13 protein-coding genes and 1 other RNA gene are annotated in these 22884 nt (G+C 61.4%); 3 read left to right on the top strand and 11 right to left on the bottom strand.

Annotated elements, in window-relative coordinates:
- The first annotated feature begins 71 nt into the window (after nt 1-71).
- Complete coding sequence (gene rlmKL, locus PGW49_RS06990; protein ID WP_270226044.1) at nt 72-2594, top strand: bifunctional 23S rRNA (guanine(2069)-N(7))-methyltransferase RlmK/23S rRNA (guanine(2445)-N(2))-methyltransferase RlmL; 2523 nt, start codon at nt 72-74, stop codon at nt 2592-2594.
- Between the two features lie 94 nt (nt 2595-2688).
- On the opposite strand, the gene PGW49_RS06985 is transcribed toward rlmKL, so the two are convergent.
- The 5 genes from PGW49_RS06985 to PGW49_RS06965 all read right to left on the bottom strand — a co-directional run bounded on the left by PGW49_RS06985 (nt 2689) and on the right by PGW49_RS06965 (nt 8455).
- The gene (locus PGW49_RS06985) at nt 2689-3402 is read right to left on the bottom strand and encodes a response regulator (RefSeq protein ID WP_117648427.1); all 714 of its coding nucleotides are present in this window, start codon (nt 3400-3402) and stop codon (nt 2689-2691) included.
- Nucleotides 3403-3406: 4 nt separating this feature from the next.
- A complete protein-coding gene (locus PGW49_RS06980) occupies nt 3407-5032 on the bottom strand; it encodes an ATP-binding protein (protein WP_270226043.1) in 1626 nt (541 codons plus the stop codon).
- A 110-nt stretch (nt 5033-5142) separates the two neighbouring features.
- Complete coding sequence (locus tag PGW49_RS06975) at nt 5143-5367, bottom strand: hypothetical protein (protein ID WP_229065291.1); 225 nt, start codon at nt 5365-5367, stop codon at nt 5143-5145.
- 31 nt (nt 5368-5398) lie between these two features.
- Nucleotides 5399-7426: a KUP/HAK/KT family potassium transporter gene (locus PGW49_RS06970; protein ID WP_270226042.1), complete on the bottom strand. Its 2028-nt coding sequence runs from the start codon at nt 7424-7426 to the stop codon at nt 5399-5401.
- Nucleotides 7427-7585: 159 nt separating this feature from the next.
- The gene (locus PGW49_RS06965; protein ID WP_082421875.1) at nt 7586-8455 is read right to left on the bottom strand and encodes a nitroreductase family protein; all 870 of its coding nucleotides are present in this window, start codon (nt 8453-8455) and stop codon (nt 7586-7588) included.
- Nucleotides 8456-8668: 213 nt separating this feature from the next.
- Between PGW49_RS06965 and PGW49_RS06960 the strand changes: the two genes are divergently transcribed.
- Nucleotides 8669-10969, top strand: coding sequence for an LTA synthase family protein (locus tag PGW49_RS06960; RefSeq protein ID WP_270226041.1), 2301 nt, complete (start codon nt 8669-8671; stop codon nt 10967-10969).
- Between the two features lie 679 nt (nt 10970-11648).
- On the opposite strand, the gene PGW49_RS06955 is transcribed toward PGW49_RS06960, so the two are convergent.
- From PGW49_RS06955 to PGW49_RS06940, 4 genes are all read right to left on the bottom strand, one after another.
- Entirely contained in the window at nt 11649-15737 is a 4089-nt protein-coding gene (locus PGW49_RS06955) for a fibronectin type III domain-containing protein (protein WP_270226040.1), read from the bottom strand.
- An 801-nt stretch (nt 15738-16538) separates the two neighbouring features.
- The gene (gene bilS, locus PGW49_RS06950) at nt 16539-17090 is read right to left on the bottom strand and encodes a flavodoxin family protein BilS (RefSeq protein ID WP_195503127.1); all 552 of its coding nucleotides are present in this window, start codon (nt 17088-17090) and stop codon (nt 16539-16541) included.
- A gap of 111 nt (nt 17091-17201) precedes the next feature.
- A complete protein-coding gene (locus tag PGW49_RS06945; protein ID WP_270226039.1) occupies nt 17202-19061 on the bottom strand; it encodes an ABC transporter ATP-binding protein in 1860 nt (619 codons plus the stop codon).
- Nucleotides 19062-20942, bottom strand: coding sequence for an ABC transporter ATP-binding protein (locus PGW49_RS06940; RefSeq protein ID WP_270226038.1), 1881 nt, complete (start codon nt 20940-20942; stop codon nt 19062-19064).
- A gap of 211 nt (nt 20943-21153) precedes the next feature.
- Here PGW49_RS06940 and PGW49_RS06935 point away from each other — a divergent pair, with 211 nt between their 5' ends.
- Entirely contained in the window at nt 21154-22143 is a 990-nt protein-coding gene (locus tag PGW49_RS06935) for a hypothetical protein (protein ID WP_270226037.1), read from the top strand.
- Nucleotides 22144-22494: 351 nt separating this feature from the next.
- On the opposite strand, the gene ffs is transcribed toward PGW49_RS06935, so the two are convergent.
- Nucleotides 22495-22590: signal recognition particle sRNA small type (ffs, locus tag PGW49_RS06930), an RNA gene on the bottom strand.
- Nucleotides 22591-22669: 79 nt separating this feature from the next.
- On the bottom strand, nt 22670-22884 hold a 215-nt coding region (locus tag PGW49_RS06925), incomplete at its 5' end, for a hypothetical protein (RefSeq protein ID WP_270226036.1).

Below are 22884 nucleotides of genomic sequence, written 5' to 3'. Positions count from 1 at the left end.
GTTCCTTTCGGGGGCGAGAGTAAACGAAGTATCCATCATATAATGGAGCGACGCAACCAGAGAGGTCACCCATGGAATTTTACGCAAGCTGCCCCGAGGGCTTTGAGTCCGCACTCGCCGATGAGCTTAAACGCCTCGGGCTTTCGCATGTTCGCCGGCTGAAGGGCCGCGCTACATTTGAGGGCGAGCTCGAAGAAGGCTACCGCGCCTGTCTGTGGTCGCGCCTGGCGAGCCGTGTGTTCGTGGTACTCGGGCGCTTTGAGGCGCAGGATGCCGATGAACTGTACGATAGCGTTTACGACATCGCCTGGGAGACCATCATCCGCCCCGGCGCCACCATCGCCATCACCGCCCGCGGCGTGACCGAGCAGCTGCGCAACACGCGCTTCTCGGCCCTGCGCGCCAAAGACGCGCTGTGCGACCGTCTGGCCGAGACCACGGGCCGTCGCGCCGACGTCGATGCCGCCGACCCCGATGTTCACCTGTTGCTTTCGCTGCGTCAGCGCCGCGCGAGCATCAGCCTGGACCTTTCGGGCGACCCGCTGTTCAAGCGTCTGCCGCCCGCAGCGACCCGCGCCGGCGAGGGCGCGCACGTGCTACGCCCCGACTACGCCGCCCTGGTGCTGGCGCAGGTCGGCTGGACCGCACTATGCGAGCGCGAGCTGACGGCCGACGATTACGAGAACGAAGCCCTTCCCACGCTGATCGATGCCTCGTGCGCCGGCGGCGGCCTGTTGCTGGAAGCCGTGAACATTCTGACCGACCGCGCCCCGGGCGCTGCACGCGAGCGCTGGGGCTTTGAGGGCTGGCAGCTGCACGACGCCACTCTGTGGGAGCAGCTGCTTGCCGAGGCGCGCGAGCGCGAGGCGGCAGCGCGCGAGCGCCAGGCGCGCATCGTGGCCGTAGACATCGACCCCGCCGCCCGCAAGACTGCCGAGCGCATGGTCAAGTGCGCCGGCTACAAGCGTTTTGTCGACTTTTGTGCCGCCAAGCCCGCCACCGTGCTGGACCATGCGGGCGCCGTCGCCGGTGCCGCCCTGGTCGCGGACACGACCGAGACCCCGCTTTCGCTCATGCACGATGCCATGACGCTCATCGGCGAGCTGCGCCGCGCCCCCGAGCTCGCTTCGGCGCCGGTCGCCGCTCTCACCCGCGACGGCTTGCTGGCCCGCGCGCTCCACGCCGAGCCCGAGCGCTCGATCGCCGTCATGCCCAATAACGAGGAGGCGGCTCTTGAGGTTTGGCCCTCGCTCGACCACGCCGCCGCGGCATTCGAAGCTGCGACCAGCGCAGATGCCGAGGAGCAGACCGCAGATGCCCAAGGCGAAGCCGCCGACACCCTCATGCCCGAACCTACCGCCACGCTCGACCTGGGCGACGGCAAGCCGCTGCCCGTGCTCATCCCGGAGTCCGAGCAGTTCGCCAACCGCCTGCGCAAGAACGCCCGTCTGCGTCGAAAGTGGGCAAAGCGCGAGGGCGTGAGCTGCTACCGCGTCTACGATGCCGACCTGCCCGACTACTCCGCTGCCATCGACCTGTACGAGGGTTGCCCGCAGACGCCGGGCCGCTGGCTCGTCATCGCCGAATACGCCGCGCCCAAGACCATCGACCCCGCACTGGCCCAGGCCCGTATGCTCGACATCTTGGCCATCGCGCCGCGCATCCTGGATGTTCCGGCCGAGCATGTGCACGCCAAGGCCCGCATGCGTTCGCGCGGCGGCTCGCAGTACGGCAAGCAGGGCGCCGGCAAGGGCGCATCGGGCGAGCGTGCCAATATCGCACGCCGTCGTCTGCCGCTCATCGAAGAGGGCGGCCTCACCTTTGCCGTCAACTTTGACGACTATCTGGATGTGGGCATCTTCCTGGATCACCGCGTCACCCGCAACCTAGTGCGCGAGCACGCCAAACAGGCGCGCCGCTTCCTCAACCTGTTCGCCTACACCGGCACTGCCACCTGCTACGCGGCCGATGGCGGCGTCGAGGAGACCGTGACGGTCGACCTCTCCAACACCTATCTGGACTGGGCCGAGCGCAACATGCGCCAGAACGGCTTTGTGGGGCCGCAGCATCATTTTGTGCGCGACGACGTGCTTGCCTGGATTCGCGACCAGCGCCAGACGCGCAACCGCTGGGACCTGATCTTTGTCGACCCGCCCACGTTCTCGAACTCGTCAAAGATGGGCCGCCGTACCTGGGATGTCCAGCGCGACCATGTTGAGCTTTTGGCCGGCGTATCTCGCCTGCTCGCGCAGGGCGGCCATGCCATCTTCAGCTGCAACCTGCGCGGCTTCCGCCCCGAAACGCGCAAGCTCGCGCGCGCGGGCGTCGTGCTGGAGGACATTACGGCGCAGACCATTCCCGAGGACTTCGCACGTAACCAGAAGGTGCACCACTGCTATATCGTGCGCCGCCTGCCCATTGAGGACGCCATGGCCGAGGTCGGCTTTAGCGCCGAGGAGATTGCCGAGCGAACCGAGGAGCTGCGCAACCCCGAGGCCCGTAAGCCTCGCGCGGCAGTGCCCGCGCACGCGCAGGCCGGCAACGGCAAGCCTAAAAAGAAGAAGTTCTACGCCAGCAAGCCCAAAGGCAAATAACAAAGTTGCGGTGGAATACGGACTGTTTTGCCTGGAATTAGGCAAATATAGACCGTATTTCACCGCAACTCATAGTGGGATGGTGGCCGGCGATCTAGCCTTGGGTGACCAATCGGTAACCGATACCCACATGCGTTTGAATATAGCGCGGATGCGCGGGATCGGACTCGATCTTCTTGCGCAGCGTGCCCATAAAGACACGCAGGCTCGCCAGGTCGCTCTTAGTTGCCGTGCCCCAAATCTCGTGCAGGATAAACTGGTGCGTCAGCACTTTGTCGGCGTTGTGTGCCAGCAGGCACAGGAGCTTATACTCGATCGGCGTCAGATGCAGTTCCTCGCCATCCATCGTGGCGATGCCGGCATCAAAATCGATATGCAGCTCACCGGTATCGAACGAGCCCTCGGAGGCAACGCCGCCCGTTTGCGCATACGAAAGGCGCCTGAGCGTCGTGCGAATGCGCGCGAGCAGCTCCTCGACCGAAAACGGCTTGGTCAGGTAATCGTCGGCGCCAGCATCGAGCGCACGAATCTTGTCCGCATCCTCGCTGCGCGCCGAGACCACGATGATCGGCATGCCCGACCATGCGCGCACCGACTCCACCACCTTGACGCCGTCCATATCGGGCAGACCCAGGTCGAGCAGCACAATGCTCGGTGCCTGCGATGAGGCGGCGGCGATGGCGGCATGGGCGGTCTCCACGGCCATATGACGCAAGCCGTGCGCCTCGAGCGCGGCAACAATAAGATTGCGAACGGCGGGGTCGTCCTCAACGACCAAGATGAGCGGTTTTACGGCAGAGTTCGGCACAGCGCTACTCCTTATCAAACGAAACGTCGGCGACGGGAAGCTCAATCGTAAAGACCGAGCCGTGCGGGTCCGCCGCGGCAACCTCTATGCTACCGCCATGCGCCAGCGCAATGGAGCGGCAGAGCGAAAGACCCAAGCCCACGCTGCGGTGGCTGTCGGCCAAACCGTGGTTGGCGGTATAGAACGACTCAAAGATCCGCTCGCGGTCCTCGGGCGCAATGCCCGGGCCGTCATCGGCCACCGAGCACGCCACGCGTCCATCGTCGACGCCAATCGAAATCACGATATGCGAGCCTGCGGGCGTATAGGTGATGGCGTTGTTCACCAGATTGACCACCAGCTGCACCATCAGGCGCGCATCGACGTTGACGAGCGCCGGCTCATCGCACGCCACCACCTTAAGGTCGTGCTCGCGCACGGCAGGGTTCACGTGGCGCAGCGCCTCCTCGACGATATCGTCCATGAGCTCGAGCGTGGTCGGCAGGCGCATACCGCCACCCTCGAGCTTGGTGATAGCGAGCAGATTCTCGACGGTGGCGTTGAGCCACAGCGCATCCGAGCGAATGGACAGGAGCAGGCCGCGGCGCGTCTGGGCGTCGAGCACGGCGGTGCCGGTCGAGCCCTGGTCGAGCAGCACATCGGCATTGCCCGAAATACTGGTGAGCGGCGTGCGCAGGTCGTGCGAGATGGAGCGCAGCAGGTTGGCGCGCAGCTGCTCATTTTTGGCAAGCACCGCCGCCTCCTCGCGGGCCTCCATGGCGCGGGCGCGGTCGAGCGCCAGCTCGCCTTCGCTCACGATGGCATCGGCAAGTGTCCGCTCCTCATGCGTCAGTACGCCGGGCTCGGCAACGATAGCCAGCACGCCCACCACCGAAGCGGGTTCGCCCGAGCGGACGAAGCCGTCGCCCGTGCGAACCGTCAGGTAGATGCCATAAAACGCCGAGCCGCCAAACGTGGCGTCGAGCGGCGTTCCCACATAGGCGGACGCCGAGAGCCGCGGCGGCATCTGCGGCGCCAGTTCGTGCACCGGTGCGGCATCGCCCACGGCCGTGTATGTCGCACGCGGCAGCAGGTCATCGCCCTCGGCGTCGGCGCTGTACCACACGACCGGACAGCCTGAAAGACGCGCCAGCTGCGTCGCCATGGCATGGACAATCTGCTGCTGATCGGCGCACCGCTGCAGCATGCGGTTGGTCTCGAGCACCATATGCGTGCGGCGGTCGCTGGCAGCAGCCTGTGCCAAGGCGCGGCGCAGGGCCAACGCAATCGAGCTCGACACAAGCGAGACCACGAACATGATAAAGAACATGCCGGGATAGACGCGGTCGATAAGCGACAGCGAGTAGCGCGGGTCGACAAACAAGAAGTTGTAGAGCGCCACGGCGGCAGCCGAGCTCAGCAAGCAATACAGGCGACTCCAGGTAAAGAATGCGCACAGCTGAACGGCGAACACATAGACAATCATGATGCTCGGCGCGAGACCCGGATGGTCGAGCAGCGCGCCCACAATCGTCGCCGCGACCAACAGCCCCACCGACACGCAGGCGTCATACAGAGGAGTGCGGCGCGTCAGCGTTGTGCGCCGCCACCAAAAGCTATCGGCAATATCACCGTCCGTACGGACGTCCATCAGCGCCCCGCCCCTCTCTCAAAAACAAAAACCACCACAGGGGACAGGCACCTTTGTGGTGGTTTCCCTTGTGGTGGTTCCAAGTGTATAGCCTTTGCAACCGGCGGTCGCTAGACAAACAGCACGTGCGCGAGCAGGGCACACACGCACACCGCTCCAAATACCAGTGCCACGATCGAGATCACGCGGTCGGCCATATCCATGTTGGCACGGTTTGTCAAAAACCGATCTTCGGCGGCGTCGGCGCGTGCCTCACGTACCAGCTCGGCAACCACCTCGCGGCCATCAAGCATCTTTGCATCCATGTTTGCCTCCCCGGCCTCAATCTTGTCCATCGAAAACCAACTCCGTGCAACCTGTCGGCGCCTACGGCCGCTCGTTGGGAGTCAGACGCTGCATCTTGTTCACGGCTTTGAACTTGGTGAACAGCGGCACGTACTCAAAGCTCACGTTGGAGTTCTCCAGGCCGTACCAACGCGCAGGCGTGCCGGCGGCGCGGCGGATGATGTACTTGAGCGTGATGGCCGTACGCTCGCTCGGCTCCACATCGCTTTCGGGCGCCAGAAGCTTACGGATCAGGACGAACTTGAACGTGCCGATGTTACCCGGATCCTTGTAGACCGAGTAGTCATGCGTCTGCGGCGGCAGCTCGCCGGTGGCAGCCAGGTCCTGAACGACCTGACGCAGGTAGGCATTGACGCGCTGGTTGATCTTGTAGCCCAGGTACAGATGCACGCGGAACACGTAATCGGTGCCGAACGTCTCGACCGAATAGGCAAAGGTGTGCGGTTCGTCCATGGTCTCGACATTCACAAACCACCAGGCGCGGGCGCGCTTGGGATGCTTGTCCAAGATCGAATAGACGATATCGCGGTCGATGTAGTCGGTATGGGTGTCCTTGGTCAGGTACACGACGTTGTCGCTCATGCGCTCGTAACGGTCGTCGTCGCGCAGGCGCTTGAGCTGCGGCAGGTAGCTGCGCAGCGGCAGAAGCGTAAACTGGCGCTGCTCAACAGCCGTACCGTTGTACCAGCACACCATGATGCCCATGATGAGCGCGGCCATGAGGATGGTGAAGTAGCCGCCGTGGAAGAACTTGGTAAGTGAGCTCACGAAGAAGAAGCCTTCGAGCAAAAGGAAGAAGGCCGCGAAGATCCACGGAGCAACCTTGAGCTTGCGCTCCTCGTGCAGGTAGAAGAAGAGCAGCAGCGTGGTGCACATCATAGTCAGCGTAATGGCAAGGCCGTAGGCGGCTTCCATATGCGCCGAGTTCTGGAACAGCAGCACCACGATGACGCAGCCGACAAGCATGACGTTGTTGACCATGGGGATGTAGAGCTGGCCCTTGGTCTCGGCAGGGTAGAAGACCTGCATGTGCGGCATGAGGTCCAGACGGCTGGCCTCGGACACCAGCGAGAATGCGCCGGTGATGAGCGCCTGCGAGGCAATGATGGCCGCGACGGTGGAAAGGCCGACGGCAAACGGGCGCAGGCCCGGGGCGAGCATCTGGTAGAACGGGTTGAGGTCGGCAATGCCCATGAGCTCGGGGTTGGCAGCGTTGTTCATAAGCCAAGCGCCCTGGCCCATATAGGAAAGCAGCAGGCAGCACTTAACGAACGGCCAGGTAGCGTAGATGTTGCCGCGGCCGACGTGGCCCATGTCGGAGTAGAGCGCCTCGGCACCGGTGGTGGCGAGGAAGCAGCTGCCCAGAATCATGATGCCCGCGTGGTTGTTGGGGCTCAGCAAAAAGGCGATGCCGCGCACCGGGTTGAGGCACAGCAGCACGGCGGGGTGCTGGAAGACAAAGAACAGACCCGTGCCGCCCAGGAACAGGAACCACAGCGTCATGATGGGGCCAAAGGCGTGACCGATCTTGGCCGTACCGATGCGCTGTACCAAGAAGAGCACGATGATGATGGCGAGCGTAATGGCGACGACGCGGCCTTGGTCATCGCCCAGCACGGCATGGACCGCCGGGATGGTGCGCAGGCCCTCGATGGCCGTGGTAACGGTAACGGCCGGCGTGAGGATGCCGTCGGCGAGCAGCGCGGCGCCACCTAGCATGGCGGGGATGATAAGCCACTTGCCACAGCGCTTGACCAGACTGTACAGGGCAAAGATACCGCCCTCGCCATGGTTATCGGCGCGCAGCGAGATGAGCACATACTTGATGGTGGTCAGCAACGTGACCGTCCACACGACAAGGGAGAGCGCGCCGAGCACGAACTCCTCCGTGACGCTTCCGATGCCGCCGTTGCCGGCAACGAGCGCCTTGGTTACATACATAGGGCTGGTGCCGATATCGCCGTACACCACGCCCAGCGTGACGAGCATCGCCGAGATGCTCACAGGAATCGCAGCGTGCGAAGCTGCCTCCTTGGCCTTTTGTTCCATAAGCCGGTTTCCTCCCAACTTTAATGTTCGAAGGAATTATAGGTAATCGGCCCATGTTTGAATGGCACTGTTTTCCCAGCTAGATAAACATTTATACGGCCTTTAAGCCACCTCGGCGATATGGAATGTGACAAAGGGACTGTCTCTTTGTCGCATCCGTCATTTTCCGAGCCAATTTTTGAACCACCACTCCATGGAGCGGCTCATCTCGGCCATAAAGGGACTCGTGTGCTTGCGGGTATAGATGTCCACGACGCGCTCCCCCACCACGCGGGCATGCGGACGGAACATCGCGTCCATCTCGGCTACCTGCGCGTCCATAGTCGCAGCATCGGCGCGGCAGTAGCGCTCCTCGTGCACCAGGTTCACCACGGGATGCGCAATGGCCGGACGCTCCTTACGGGGCGTGCCGATGATGAGCATCGACAGCGGCATGGTATACGGAGGCAGATCGAGCAGCTCGGCCACTTCCTCGGCATTCTCGACGATATCACCGATGTAGCAGCTCCCCAGGCCCAGGGCCTCGGCGGCGACCACGGCGTTTTGCGCAGCGATCACGGCGTCCTGGGCCGCGATGGCAAAGTCACCCAAACCCGGTGCACGGCGGGGCGCCTTGCCCGTGCGCTCGACAAACTCGGGCTCAAAGCAGCCCACGTGCTCAAACAGATCGATCCACTTGGCATAGTCGACCACAAATATAAGTGCCCAGGGCGCCTTGGCGATCATGGGCTGGTGGTCGCACAGGTCGGCCAGACGATCCAGCGTAGCCTGCTCGCGAATGCTCACGATGGAATACATCATCATGGCGCCCGCCGACGGCGCGCGACTCGCCGCATGCAAAATTGCCGCCCGCTGCTCGTCGGTCACCGCCACGGGACGGTCGTCGTCATCACGCGCGAAGGCACGCGTGGAGGAACGGTGCTCCAACGTGTCCAGCACCGCATTGCCCGTCGTCTCGACCGGATAGCCGCCCGCGTCCATGCCAGCGTCCACGTCACCCGCACTCGTCATACAAGCCCGTTCGTTCATCGCCTCATCCTCGCCAATTCTTTAAGAAGCCTTTACGTTTCCGTGTAATTCCCGTCCATTATCGCGCAGGTCGCCACTACATTGCGCCACACCGTCACACGTGCGCGTTAATATGGCTGGTTGTTGTGCGCAGACACCAATTGCAGCACATATCTTGGTAACAATCGGGTAAACCCCCGCTTTCGTACGTTTTAGTTTGTGAGGAGTCTCAGCATGTTCGCTGCCGCCATCTCGCTCGTCGGTCTTGCGGCGACCGTCTACCTTGTCTTGCGCGAGGCCAAGGCCATTCGCGCTCAGTCGGGCACCGTTGCCAAGGGCGCCTTCGCCTGGAGCGTCGCCTTTGGCCTGTTCCAGCTCTTTTTGACCGTCTGGGGCGCTATTGGCCTCGTCGCGCAGAACGAGCCGCTCGCCTTCGTGATGCTCATCCTGACCAACGCCATCCTCACCGGCTGCGCTTGGGCCAGCATCGCCCGCGACCGCATCGCCCCGCGCGTCTTTGCGTTCGCCGGGCCCGACGCCCCCGCCCCCACCGGCAAGCTCGCCCGCCTGCGCGGAGCCTTTGTGGGTAAACCGCTCGTCGCCGCCGTCCTGTGCCTGCTGCTCGCCGGCGTCTTTGCGCTGCTGGGCATGGAGGTCTCGTCCAACCACGACTTTACCTGGGTCTACCCCCTGTGCATCCTGCTCGAGTGGGCCATCATCACCACGCTCATGGTCGGCCTGTTCTTCCTGTTCCAGCGCCACGGCGCAGCCCCCGCGGTCTTGGCCTTTGCCCTCTTTGTCCTGGGCATTGCCGAGTTCTTCGTCATCACGTTTAAATCCATGCCCATCCAGCCGGGCGACCTTTCGGCCATCTCCACCGCCGCCGCGGTCGCCGGCACCGGCTACACCTTCTCGATCTCGCTGTTCTGCGTGCTGTCCATGGGCTTTACCGCCATCGCCATGCTGCTGTGCGAGTACGCCGGCCTGGTGGCACCGCACCGTCAGAAGGGCGCCGCCAACGCCAAGCGCATGCTGCTCACCAACCTGCTCGTCGCCGTGCTGTGCCTGGGCGGTGTGACCGCACACGTCACGCTCATCGACTACTACAACACCCTCGGCATCACCGTCTACACCTGGCGCCCGCTCGAGAGCTACTGGCGCGAGGGCTACCTGCCCGCTTTCATTAGCGCAGCGCAGTCCATCAAGCCGCCCAAACCCGCCGACTACTCCGTCGACGATGCCAAGGCCACGCTCAAAAAGTACGCCAAGGCCTATGACAAATCCGACGCGGCTAAGAGCGATGAGCGCGCCGCCGCAAAGGAGCAGTTCGACAGCGAGAAGCCCACGGTCATCGCCATCATGAACGAGACCTTCTCGGATCTGTCGATCTACCAGAACATGCGCGCCGGCTACGAGGGCCCGCAGTACTTTAAGAACCTGTCCAACTGCCTCAGCCGCGGCAAGCTCTACGTGAGCGCCTACGGCGGCGGTACCGCCAATACCGAGTTTGAGTTTATGACCGGCAACTCCATGGCCAACCTGGGCTCGGGCGTGTACCCCTACACCATCTACAACATGGAAACGACCGGGAACCTGGCAGAGCAGTTCAAGTCGCTCGGATATTCCACCACGGCCATGCACCCCAACCACGCCACCAACTGGAACCGCGAGAACGTGTACAAGGACTTTGGCTTTGACCGGTTCCTGTCCATCAACGACTTCCAGGGAGCCGACACTCTGCGCGGTATGGTGACCGACCAGGCGACCTATGACAAGATTCTTGAGCTGCTCGACCAGAACGCCGATCCGCAGTTTATCTTCGACGTGACCATGCAGAACCACTCGGGCTACGACACGGGCCTGCTGCCGGTCGACAAGCAGATGCACCTGAACATCGACACGACCGATCTGGACGCCAAGACCGTCGAGGACGGCACGCTCTCCGATGTCGACGAGTACGTCTCGTGCATCGAGCAGTCCGACCAGGCGCTGCGCTACTTCCTTAACGCCCTGAGCAAGCTCGACCGCAAGGTGGTCGTGGTGTTCTGGGGCGATCACCAGCCGTTCTTCCCGTCCAAGTTCAACGACAAGTGGTTTACCGGTGAGGACGACGCCACGCATCAGGAGCGTCTGTGGCAGACCGACTACATCATCTGGGCCAACTACGACGTTGCCGGCTGCGACCAGACGAGCGAGGTCGACGACCTGTCCACCAACTACCTGTCCACGCAGCTTATGCAGCTGATCGGCGCACCCCTCTCCGACTACCAGAAGGCGCACATGACGCTGCGTGAGTCGCTGCCCGCCATCAACTCGGTGGGCTACGAGGACGCCAGCCTGCGCTGGGCGCTCTCCTCCAACGTCACCGGCGACGACGCCGCCGCAGCAGCCGCCACCAAGGCGCGCGAGGATTACGCCAAGATGCAGTACTACGAGATGTTCCGCGACGGCAAGAACGTCTACACCGAGCATTTCCAGACCGAGGCCAACGAAACCGACCCCAACCTGGCACCGGGTACGACCAAGATCAAGTAGCGGGTCACTCATAACTGGTTCGTCTGCCCGGCGGCGCGGAACGTAAGGTTCCCTGCTCGGACAGTCCTGCTCGCACGGAGAGCACATTAAGTGCTCTCCGGCTCGTGCGGAACTCGCGATGAACCTTACGTTCCGCGTCGCCGGGCAGACGCCTTGTTGTTGGAGCGCGGCTTGTCGTAGGGGTATCCGCTGAACATATATAAGTCGAAGGCCACGTCATGTGGCCTTTTTGCATCCGGAAACCGTGTCCCAGAATTCACGTCCGGAACGGGATGCAGTTTCCGCTTGGGACCCGATTGGGAAAGTGTGTCCCACTATTCAGCTGGATTCCGGGATGTATTTTCCGGTTGAGGCTCGTTGGGAAAGTGCGTCCCACTTTGGGGGCTGATTCTGGGACGTGGTTTCCGGTTGGCTCTCATTGGGAAAGTTCATCCCATTTCTCGGCCTAATTATGGGACGCAGTTTCCCGTTGAGGACCCTTTGGGAAAGTGCGTCCCGGTCCGGGCGCTCAAACTGGGATGGATTTTCCGGATGAGGGCTTGACGGAAAATGTGTCCCGTTCCGGGCGCTAATTGTGGGATGCAGTTTCCGCTTGCGGAGTCTCCACTCAACAGAAAACCCGGGTGGCCTGTTTTTTGGCTACCCGGGTTTTTGGGTTGTCGATATGTTCGACTGGCTACTAGTGGGTCTTGCGGCGCTTGATCAGCATGATGAGGGCTATCACTACGAGCGTTGCTCCCGCTGCTGCTGCGGTGGCGACTAGGGCGAATGTTTGGTCGCCGGTGTTTGCGAGGTTCTTCGCTGTGGTCGTAGTCTTGACCTTGGTGTCGGTCTTAGCTCCGTTGTCGGACTTGGGCTTGTCCGGGTTCGTCGGGGTCTCAGGAGTCTCGGGGTCCTTTGAGCCTTCGGAATCGGTTGGGCCGGCGGTGTTTACCAGCGTATGGTCCAGGAACTTCTTGGCGCCCGCACTTGCCTGTGAGAACAGGCGGCGCGTGCGGATCGGGGTGGCGTTCACCGTTGTGGACGCCGTCTCCTCGGCCTCGATATTCACGAGCGTCGTGCCGGTGTCGAGGCCCACGTCGTTGTATCCCACGTGGCAGTAATACTGCGCACCGTCATCGTCTGCGGTCAGGTCAATCTCGAGCTTTGAGGCCGTTCCAGCCGCGAGGTTGCCATCGGCACCCACGAGCTTAAACTCTGTCTCGCCGCGGCCCTTGCGGTACCACATATAGGTCGGTGCCAGCCCTGTTTCGCTATCGTCGGCACCGAGTTGCTTCACATGGCCAATCGCCGAGAGCGTCAGGTGGCTTCCCGCCGCGCGCTCAACCGAAGAGTCGTATCCAAGATCCGACCCCTCCGCAGCATCCGCCGCAGGTCCGCTCACGGTCATCGTCATGCCATCGGGCATGGTCTTGACCGTGATGATTGCCGAGCGAATACCTGTTTCGGTCGTGGATCCGTTCTTAACGGCGGCGATGGCGAATCGATACTCCGTATTGGGCTGCAGCCCATCCCACTTGAGCGAGGTCTGCGTGTTGTCGGCAATCTTCCAGCTATTGACGACCGCATCCGCCGCATTGCTCTGCAGCATGCCCACGCCGTAGCTAAAGCCACTCTTGTTTGCGAGTACATCGTCCCAGCTAAACGTAACGCTGGTCGAATCGACGGCGTTTGCCGTAAAGCCCGTCACGGCCGGCGCGTCGGGCATCTCGACGTCCTTAACGTCATAGCCCACGATCCAGAACTGGTCGGTGTCCTTGGTGCCGAGCTTGTCGCCCGAGTCTGCCTCGAACTTGTCGACATCCACCGCGTTGACGCCCAGACGCCACACAAAACCGTACTTGCCCTGCGCGGCCTCGGGCAGGTTGTCGACGGTGCCGCCGTATTCGGTCGATTCACTCGAGGAGTTACCCGTAGTAAAGCCGGCGTTGGCACCAAAGCACAGGCCGCCAAACAACTCGTGCTTTGCGAGCTTCGCGCCCATGACAACGCTGCCGTTCAGCGTCAAGCCGAGCTCGAGCTCCTGCTCCTTGCCCTCCTCGACTTCGATGGTCTGCTCAATGCTCGCCCCCGACTGCGCGGCGGCGCCGTTAAACCCATCGTGCGTGTAGGCGCGCGTTACGCCAGGCTTGCCCAGGCCAAAGGAATCCCCAACGGGAGTCTCGCCGTTGAGCGTCGTTTGATAGGTTCCGGGTTCTCCCGACCGGTTGGTCAAAAAGTAGCTGAGCGGCGTCATATTGTGCTGTTTGGCAATGCGGTCATAGGCCTCGACATTAACGACCGAGGTCTGCGCGCCGAGCGACACGGGCGCCGCCATCACGCCCTTGCCACCAGTTTCCTCATTTTCGATCTCATACTCGTAATAGACCATCGGAATCGTGTAGAGCACGGCCTTGTCACCCTCGCCGGCATGCGACTCATAGCTTACGCTTGCGCTGACCGTGCGCTCGCTCCGGTAGTCATAGCATCCCTCGGCGGCAAAATCGACTGAAGCATTCATCGCGACCAGGGGCGGACCGGTCTGCACCTCGACGGCAACGCCCAACTCGGCGCCAATGGTATAGCCCTGGGATGTCCCCGTGCCCTTTTCCTCTCCGTATGACGTGCCGCCCAACACCAGATAGCCGTATGCCTGCTCCAGATCCTCAACATAGGGCGCATCCTGCAGCACGGCAAGCACGCGCGGGTTGGTATAGACCTTGTAGCGGTCCTTGTACGTGATCTTGACGCTGTCGTTGTCGACATCGGGCAGCGCGAGCGAGATAAATGTGCCGTAGGTAGTGCCGCGACGGTTGCTCTCGCTAATCACCTGCTCCTCGCCGCGGCGCACCTTTCCGTTCTCGTCGAGCGAAAAATGCGAGGCGGTCATCCAATAGTAGTCATCGTTCTTGCGCAGGTCCTCGTCGCGGTGCTTGCCCACCACGGCGATAAAGCTCTCGTTATAGCGGTCCGAACCCGAGACGCTGCCCGCCTTGACGTCGCTGATCCACACCTGTTCTATACCCTTGTGGTCATGCTTGTTGCTGCTGTTGTATTGCTGACCGCTCATGCTCATGGTTCCGACCATGGACCCCAAGCCCTGAGCCCCGCTCTGTGCCGTGTTGCAGGCAAAGTCGCGGAACACATCGCCGCCCACGAGCACCTCGTCAACCGCCAGCTGCTCGGACAGGCCGTCAAGGTTGGCAGTGGCAAGGGCAATAGGCGCCAAGGTGCACGGATAGCGCTTATCCTGAGCGCTATCCTTCCATGCGCTGTTGGGCACATGCATCAGCCCATAGGAGGCGAGGAGCCCGTCTCTGTATTCCTTACAATCGGAAAGCTTGAACTCGCCAGACTCCGAGTCAAAATACGCGTAGCGGTACAGCGCGCCGTACAGCCCCTTGCTGCCGTCAGAAGCGCCGTAATCAAAAGCGCTGCGTTGCCAGTCATAGCCCGCAAGAATAAGGCCCGTGACAGTTTCACCCGTCTTCTTTCCTTCTTCATCGTAGGCGGCAAACGTGCCGAACGTCGCATTCGCAGCGACCATGGTCTTGCCGTTCGCGGAGAGGGAGATTGCGCCCGCGTCGCCCAGAGCATCGACATGGACGAGCGCACCCTTGGATGCATCCCACGAAAACAGCTCGCAATGCGTCGACTTATCAATATTCTTCTTGCCGCAGGGTGCCGAGACCACGATGGCGAGGTCATCGCAAAAATCGCGATCGAGGTCGCCGGCCGCTAGCGAAACGACAGGAGCTGACTGAAGCTGCGTCCAGGAGTCGTTCCCGCCCTTGTTGTGCGTGGTGTAGTCCGCGGCGTTACCGGCATCGATCTTGACGACGCTTTGCTTCCAGTTGCCGCCCTCCAAGTCATACATGTCGACTACAGCCTTGCGCACGCCGTTCTCGTCGACATAGCAGCCCGCGTAGACAAAAAGCTCGTCGACGCCGTCGCCATCGACATCGCCCGCCTCGACATCAAAGACGGCGTCGTGCTCTTGCAGGTAACCGGCATCCAGGTACTTAAAACGGCCTTCGTACATCATATTAGTGTTGACCGTCACCGGCAGGTGTGTGTCGAGAGTGCGCGTACGCCCGTTGCTAAACGAGTAGAGGACCAGCTCAACCTTTCCGGCGTATGACTTGCCGTCAATCGTCGTGGAGGAACTGTCGCCGTAGGCACGGAGCTCGGCAACGCGGCTCTTTTTGCCCGTGCTGGCGTCGCTGCAGAACTCAACACTCGTGGCGTGAATGCCCGAGAAACCGTTGTTGTCGTTGGCGAGTACTGTTGAGGACTCATTGTTGCTTAGGTACGACCAGGTGCCGCCACCGTAGTCGCTATGCTTGTAGAGATCGCTGTTCGTATCGAAGTTGTTGACGTTTTGCCAGAACTTTGCGGCGCCCCACACACTTCCATAGCCATCGGTGAGTTTGCTGCTGCCGCCAATGTCACCGCGCTCGACGTTCTCGAGCTTGTCGCGCAGAGTGTAGCGATTGCCATGGCTACCGTTAGCTGCCATATAGACCTCGCTGCGCGTGGCAAACGTCGTGGGGGTATCAGTGGAATAGGGGCCAACGGTATCGGCCGGAATGTCCTCGCTCGTGCCCAGACCCAGGGCTTGATAATCCTGCTCGGTCATATCGGTGATTGCGGGCGCGTCTGCCGCCTGGGCAACCTGGGGCGTGGCCGTGAAGCAGGCGACGCTCGTGGCGATCAACGCAGCAAGCGCCGCCGTCCCAACAAGCGGGATTTTCGACAGCCTACGGATACGGAGGTGTGGAACGTACATGAGGGACCTCGCTTTATTCGAGTGGAGTGGACTCATTTTTGCAAATGATACGTCCGATGCCCGATATCACGTGTCTCATTTTCGCCAACGGCGTGTCTCATTTTTGAGAATCCGAGATGCCGCGGAAATCTTATCCCAGCTCAAAGGCCATTTCTGGGATGTATTTTCCGTCGAGTGCCTCATCGGGAAACTGCATCCCATTTCAAGCGTCGATTCTTGGACGCACTTTCCCCTTAGACCCTCAACCGGAAACCGCATCCCACTTTGAGCGCAAATTCCGGGATGCATTTTCCGCTTGAGCCTCATTGGGAAACGGCGTCCCACTTTGAGGGCTGATTGTGGGATGCATTTTCCGGTTTTGCTCTCATTGGGAAAATGCATCCCGTTTCTTGACCGAATAATGGGACGCAATTTCCCGTTGGAGCGCCTTTGGGAAAGTGTGTCCCACCTCGACCGCCCAGAGTGGGATGCACTTTCCGCAAAGCACCTCAACGGGAAACTACGTCCCATTCCAAAGGCAATTTCCGGGACGCATTTTTCGAAAGCCTGACCATCCGGAAAGCCCGTCCCACTTTGGACGCATCCGGGCACGGAACCATCGACCTATCAGGCCTCCCATCAATAAAGAGGCGTCCTCCCGGACGGCGGGGCACGAAGTTCATCGCGAGTTCCGCACGCAAAGAAGGCCACTTAATGTGGCCTTCGTCTTGCGCAGGACTGTAGAGCAGGGAACTTCGTGCCCCGACGCCCGGGAGGACGTTTCATTTAGAAAGATGGACCGACCGCCGTCAGCGATGGGAGCTACTCCCCCAGCACGGCCTTTTTGGCGGCTGCAGCCATGTTGTCCAGATCTTCCTTGGTGGGGTGATCCTTTGCGGCAACCCAGTTGTCGAGCAGCATCTTATAGCGCGCGTTGTCGGGATCTTGCTCGAGCATGGCCTCGTAGCGCTGCTTGACCGCGGGGCCCATCTTGCCCTGGCACATCGCCCAGCCCGCAAGCTCGGCATCCCCAGCCAAATTGGAAGTTACGCGGTCGATAATCTGCTGGTAATAGCTCTGATCGGCCCCAAAGCCGCAGGTGCCAAACAGGAAGACGCGCTTGCCGTGCAAAGCGGAGAGCAACGCCGCGACCGAAGGCGTGCACGCGCCCTTGTCGCACCAAAAACCGACGAGCACCGTGTCGGCCGCGCAGGCGCCCTGCGCCTCGAGCGCAACCTGATCTGCATCCGCATCGTCGCTCAACGCCGCGGCATGGACAAACTCAACACCCGCAGCCTGCAGAGCGCGCTTGATCGCGCCCGAAACCATCCTGGTATTACCGCTCTTGCTGTTAACCACCAAAGAGCACGTCATAGTCACGTTGCCTCGTTTCCCCCAAAACTAAAGCCACTAATGCAATTTATTAGATGAATATCTTAGTACTAACAACGCAGATGTAAACCATCTGCCGCTAATCGGTAGCCCCTACTGGGCAAACTGGCTGCAGTAGAGTTCGGCGTAGAAGCCGCCTGCCGCTAGCAGCTCGTCGTGCGTGCCGCGCTCGATAATCCGGCCGTCGCGCATCACCAGGATGCAGTCGGCGTTGCGAATCGTGCTCAGGCGATGCGCCACCACAAAGCTCGTGCGGCCGGCCATGAGCTCGTCGAATGCCGCCTGCACCTGCAGCTCGGTGCGAGTATCGATGCTCGACGTTGCCTCGTCCAGCAGCAGAATCGCCGGGTCGGTGAGCATGACACGCGCGATGCACAGCAGCTGTTTTTGACCCTGGCTAAACGTGCCGCCGTCCTCGCCGATGACTGTATCGTAGCCGCCTGGCAGCTGCACGATAAACTTGTGTGCGTGCGCGCGCTTGGCCGCCTCGATAACCTGCTCGCGCGTGGCATCCGGGCAACCGTAAGCGATGTTTTCCGCCACCGTGCCCTCGAACAGCCAAGTGTCCTGCAGCACCATGCCAAAGGCACGGCGAAGGCTTGCGCGCGTGTAGTCACGCGAAGACCTGCCATCGACCATGATGCGTCCGGCATCGATATCGTAAAAGCGCAGCAGCAGGTTGATGAGCGTCGTCTTGCCGCAGCCCGTGGGGCCGACCAGGGCAAAGCGCATGCCGGGCTTAGCCTCGATGCAGATGTCCTGCAGCAGCTTGCGGTCGGGCACGTAGCTAAAGTCCACATGCTCAAAGGTCACCTCACCCTGCGGGGCGGCAAGTTCCACGGCATCCGCCGCATCGGGCTCCTGCTCGCGCGCATCGAGCAGCGCAAACATGCGGCGCGCCGAGGCATACGCCGTCTGGATCTGCGTAATGACGTTGGTGACCTCGTTGAACGGCTTGGTGTACTGGTTGGCATAGGACAGGAAAATCTGCACACCGCCCACCGTAAGCGCCGCGGGCACGCCCGTGATCACGCCCACGCAGCCGATCACAGCGACCACGGCATAGATGATGTTATTGATAAAGCGCGTGCCGGGGTTGGAGAGCGAACCCATAAACTGCGCGCGCTCGCCCGCGGTGTAGAGCTCGGCATTGAGGGCATCGAAGCGTTGCTGAGCGTTCGAGCCATAGGCAAAGGCGTCGACAAGCTTCTGCTCGCCCACGTACTCCTCGATATGGCCGCCAAGCTGACCTTGAATACGCTGCTGCGCCGTAAAGCTCTTGTTGGAGAGTTTGGCGATGGCGCTGGCCGCAAAGATGGAGAGCGGCGTGACGAGCACCACTACGAGCGTCATGGTCAGGTTGATGGAAAGCATAAACGCGAGCGTGCCAACGATGGTAATAACACCGGTGAAGAGCTGCGTGAAGCCCTGCAGCAGACCGTCGCCCACCTGGTCGACGTCGTTGACCACGCGGCTCATAAGGTCGCCGTGGGCATGGCTGTCGATAAAGCTGAGCGGCATGCGGCTGAGCTTGTCGCTCGCCTCCACGCGCATGTCGCGCACCGTCTCGTAGGACAGGCGGTTGACGCAGTAGCCCTGTAGCCACTGGAAGGCCGCAGCACCTACGACGACAATCGCGAGCTTGGTAACGAGCGGCAGCAGTGCGTCAAAGTCCACCTGCCCGGCGGCAACGATCAGGTCGATGCCCTCGCCGATGAGGATGGGCGTGTAGAGCTGCAGAATCACGGAGATGGCGGCGCTCACAAACGACGCAACAAACGAAATGCGATGCGGACGAACGTAGCCCAGCAGGCGGCGGGTCACCGCACCCACGGGATAGCGCTCGGGATCGCCGGGCTGGCGCGGACCGTCGCCCAGGTCGTTGAGGTTATCGTTACCGGACACGTTGGCCGTCATCGTGGCGACCGAACCGGAGGAAGTGTACGGATTCATTTAGCAGCCCTCCTTTGCGCAGACGGATGTGGGGGCGCACACGGCGCCTGGGGCGGACGCGGGTCTTGGGGTGGGCGTGGGCGTCGTGCTCCCCTGCTGGCCCTCGAGCTCCTCGCGTCGCAGCTGCGACTGGCAAATCTCGCGGTAGAGCTGGCAGCTTGCATACAGCTCGTCATGCGTGCCCAGGCCCGCAACCGAGCCGTGGTCGAGTACGCAGATCATGTCGGCGTCGCGCACGGTCGAAACGCGCTGGCTTACGATCACCGTAGTCAGCGGCAGCCCGCCCTCAGCAGCGCCACACACGCTGCGCTCGTGGATGGCATGGCGAAGCGCCGCGTCGGTCTTAAAGTCGAGCGCCGAGGCGGAGTCGTCCATGATCAGGACCTGAGGCGAGCCCACCAGGGCGCGCGCGATGGTCAGGCGCTGGCGTTGGCCACCGCTGAAGTTCTTACCGTCCGCCTCGACCGGGGCGTCGAGCCCCTGAGGCTTGTTGCGCACGAACTCGCTCGCCTGCGCCATGTCGAGCGCCGCCCAGAGCCCCTCGTCGGTCGCTGACTCGTCACGCCAGGTCAGGTTACTGCGGATCGTGCCGCTCACCAGCGACGCGCGTTGCGGGACGGTCGCGACCACATGGCGCAGCTGATCGAGCGGCCAGGCGCGCACGTCGGAGCCCATCACGCTCACGCTGCCGGTGCTCGCATCGTACAGGCGCGGGATGAGCGAGACGAGCGTCGACTTACCGCTACCCGTGCCGCCGATAATGCCGAGCGTCTTGCCCAGCGGGAGCTCCAGGGTCACATCGTTGACGGCATTGGCCGCGCCCGCGCCAAACGAAAAGCTCGCATGGCTAAAGCTCAGCGCAGAGACCGGGGCGTCGACGTCCGTCGCGGGTGCCTGGGGCAGTGCGACCGGCTCGTTGTTCTCGTCGGTGATGCTCGGCTCGCAGTTGAGCACCTCGTTGATACGCGAAGCACTCGCGCTCGCCTTGGTAAAGACCACGACCAGGTTGGCGACATACACGATGGAGGTCAGGGTCTGCGTCATGTAGTTGACGAACGCCATGACCTGGCCCTGCATGAGCTCGCCCACGTTGACCTGGATGCCGCCCACCCACAGGATGGCGCACACGCCCAGGTTCATCACCAAAAACGTGACGGGATTAAGGATTGACGAGAGCTTGCCCACCGCGATGGCGGTATTGGCCTGGTCATCGGCGGCTTGGGCAAAGCGCTCGCGCTCGTGATCTTCGCGTACAAAGGCGCGAACCACGCGGGCGCCCGAAAGCCCCTCGCGGCAAATGAGCGCGATGCGGTCAAGCTTTGCCTGCAGCTGCTTGTAGTACGGAATGCAGCGCGCCATGACAAACCAAAACACCAGGCCAATGGCGGGCGTGCAAATCAAAAAGATCATGCCGAGCTTAAGGTCGATGGCAAGGGCCGCGCACATAGAGCCCACCGCCAAGAAGGGCCAGCGGATGACCATGCGCACGCCCAGCGCCACGGCAAGCTGCACCTGGTTGACGTCGTTGGTGATGCGGGTGATAAGCGACGGCGTGCCAAAGCGGTCGAGTTCGGCATAGCTCAGTTTGTTGATGTGCTCGTAGAGCGCGCCGCGAATGTCGGTGCCCATGCCCTGCGAGGTCAGCGCCGCCATCTTTTGGCAGACAAGCGTAAACGAGATGCCGATCACAGCCATGGCGCCAAGTACCATGCCGTAGTGGATAACGGCGTTGACATCGTGTGCGCCAATACCCTTATCGATCATCTGGGCAATCACCAGCGGCGTCAGCAGATCAAAAATCACTTCGATCAGCTTGCACGCTGGGCCGATCACCATATACCGGCGAAACTTACCACCAAAACGCCCGAGCAGCTCAATCATGTATAGGCGCTCCCTATCATCATCCACATTCAATTCGAACCATGATAGTACGGTAAGCCCAAAAGAAGCGTAAACAACTCGTCATTTCTAATGGGATTCGGTTTCCAAAGAAGCGGAGAGGCGCGCACCCAGCCAGTGTCGGGTCGACCACTTGGTATACTTGCATTAGTGCTACCAAGTTAGTCGCCGACCCTTGAAATGAGGTGCCGAGATGAACGACATTCTCGCAAGAAGAGCAAGACGAGCAACTGCGGGCATCGCCCTTTCCGCGGCACTTGTCGCGGGAATCGCCCCCGCAACGGCGATAGCGGCAGAAACCAGCTCCCCCACCGCTGCAGTTGCCTTGCAGACGGAAGATGCGGCCGCCGCAAAAGAAAAAGCGTATGCAGCCATGCAGGAAGCGCTCAAAAACCTCGAGGCCGCAAAAGACGCCGCAAGTCCCGAGAAACTTGCGGAAATCGATGATGACATTGCCGCTTCTCAAGAGCTCTACGACAAGATGATGGCGGAAGCCGCCAAATCTAGTGAACCCCTTCCCGCCATGCGAGCGAACGTCGCTGCAGCCCAAGCCGATTACGACAAGGCCAGCAACCGGGTAAGCGAGCTTAAAGCAAAAGTAGAAAAGGCGCTCGCCGACAGGGATTACGAAACTGTTTTGCAGTTGCGTATGGAGGTCAAAATGGCGGATTCGGAAAGAGAATCTTGTGGATATAAGCTTGACCACCACCGACGTACGCTCGAAAGTCAGGAAGAGCAGGTTAAGATTTTCGAAGATGGAGCGGAGAAAGCAAAGGCCAACATCGACGCATGCACAGCCAAGCGAAATGCGCTCCTCAGCGATTTGAATAAGGCGCAAGCGGCCTATGACGACGCCTGCAAGGCATACGAAGAGGCAAAAGCCGCGGCAGACAAGGCCACCTCGCCCGAGGTAACGCAACCGACCGAGACAACGCCTCCCTCCGGCTCGACGCAACCGGCCGAGACGACACAGCCCGCCAGCTCACCCTCGACCGGCAAAGACACCCTACCAAGCTCCACCAAGCAGGCGAACTCGAGCAGCGGCAAGCAAGCAAATACGACCACCGGCAAGCTCGCAAACACAGGCGACACAGCGCCGAGCGCAATCGCACTCGCAGCAGTCGCCGCCGCAGGCCTCGGAATAACCGCCACAGCCACACGCCGCATCAGGAACTCAAAATAGCTGCCAGAGCATACCACCTTCGCCAATCCACAAACCCAGAGAGAAAAGAGGCCCGTTTCCCCAACCCAGGGAAACGGGCCTCTTTAACTGCAAAAATTCAAGCAACAGCACCGCCGCCTCTTGAACCACATAGCCATCAATGCCCAGACAACACCAGCAAGCCGCATTCCACAAGGGATAGATTTAAATTAGATAAACGCGCCTTTACGGATGATTTTTGGACGACGGGGCCCGGTCGGCGGCGAGGTGTTTGGTAGTCGAGCGATCCCGCAGGCGAAGCCGAGGACCAGCGAGACACCAAACACCTCGCCGCCGGCCGGGCCATGTCACGGCACCAAAAAAACGCCCGTGCGCTCGATGGATTCGGATGCCCGACAGAGGCTCCTTATGGCTGCTTCCTTCCGGACCTGACCAGATTCGGAACATGTCGTCATCCGAACCCATCGAACGCGCTAGGCGCTCGGTATATCTTACCTGCTCCCGCCCGCCAGAGCAAGGTAGCTAATTTGGGACGGAGCTTTTTTGACTACTTTTGCAGCCCGATTGCCAGAGCAGCCAATGAGTAGTCAAAATAGTCCGATCCCAAAATGACCGGCTTGGTGCCGCACCACAGAAAGGGCCCATCTACTACGTTTAGGCCGCAGGGGTCAACCATAGCCGGCTTTTCGAAAATCGGCAAGCTTTCTACCTGCACTGATAATTGTTCTCGGGGGAAGCGGGCACTGCGGGGCGCGGCAACGG

This window comes from Collinsella aerofaciens (genome assembly GCF_027679495.1).
GTDB classification, from domain to species: domain Bacteria; phylum Actinomycetota; class Coriobacteriia; order Coriobacteriales; family Coriobacteriaceae; genus Collinsella; species Collinsella aerofaciens_AK.
This window is presented reverse-complemented; position numbering and strand designations above follow the sequence as displayed.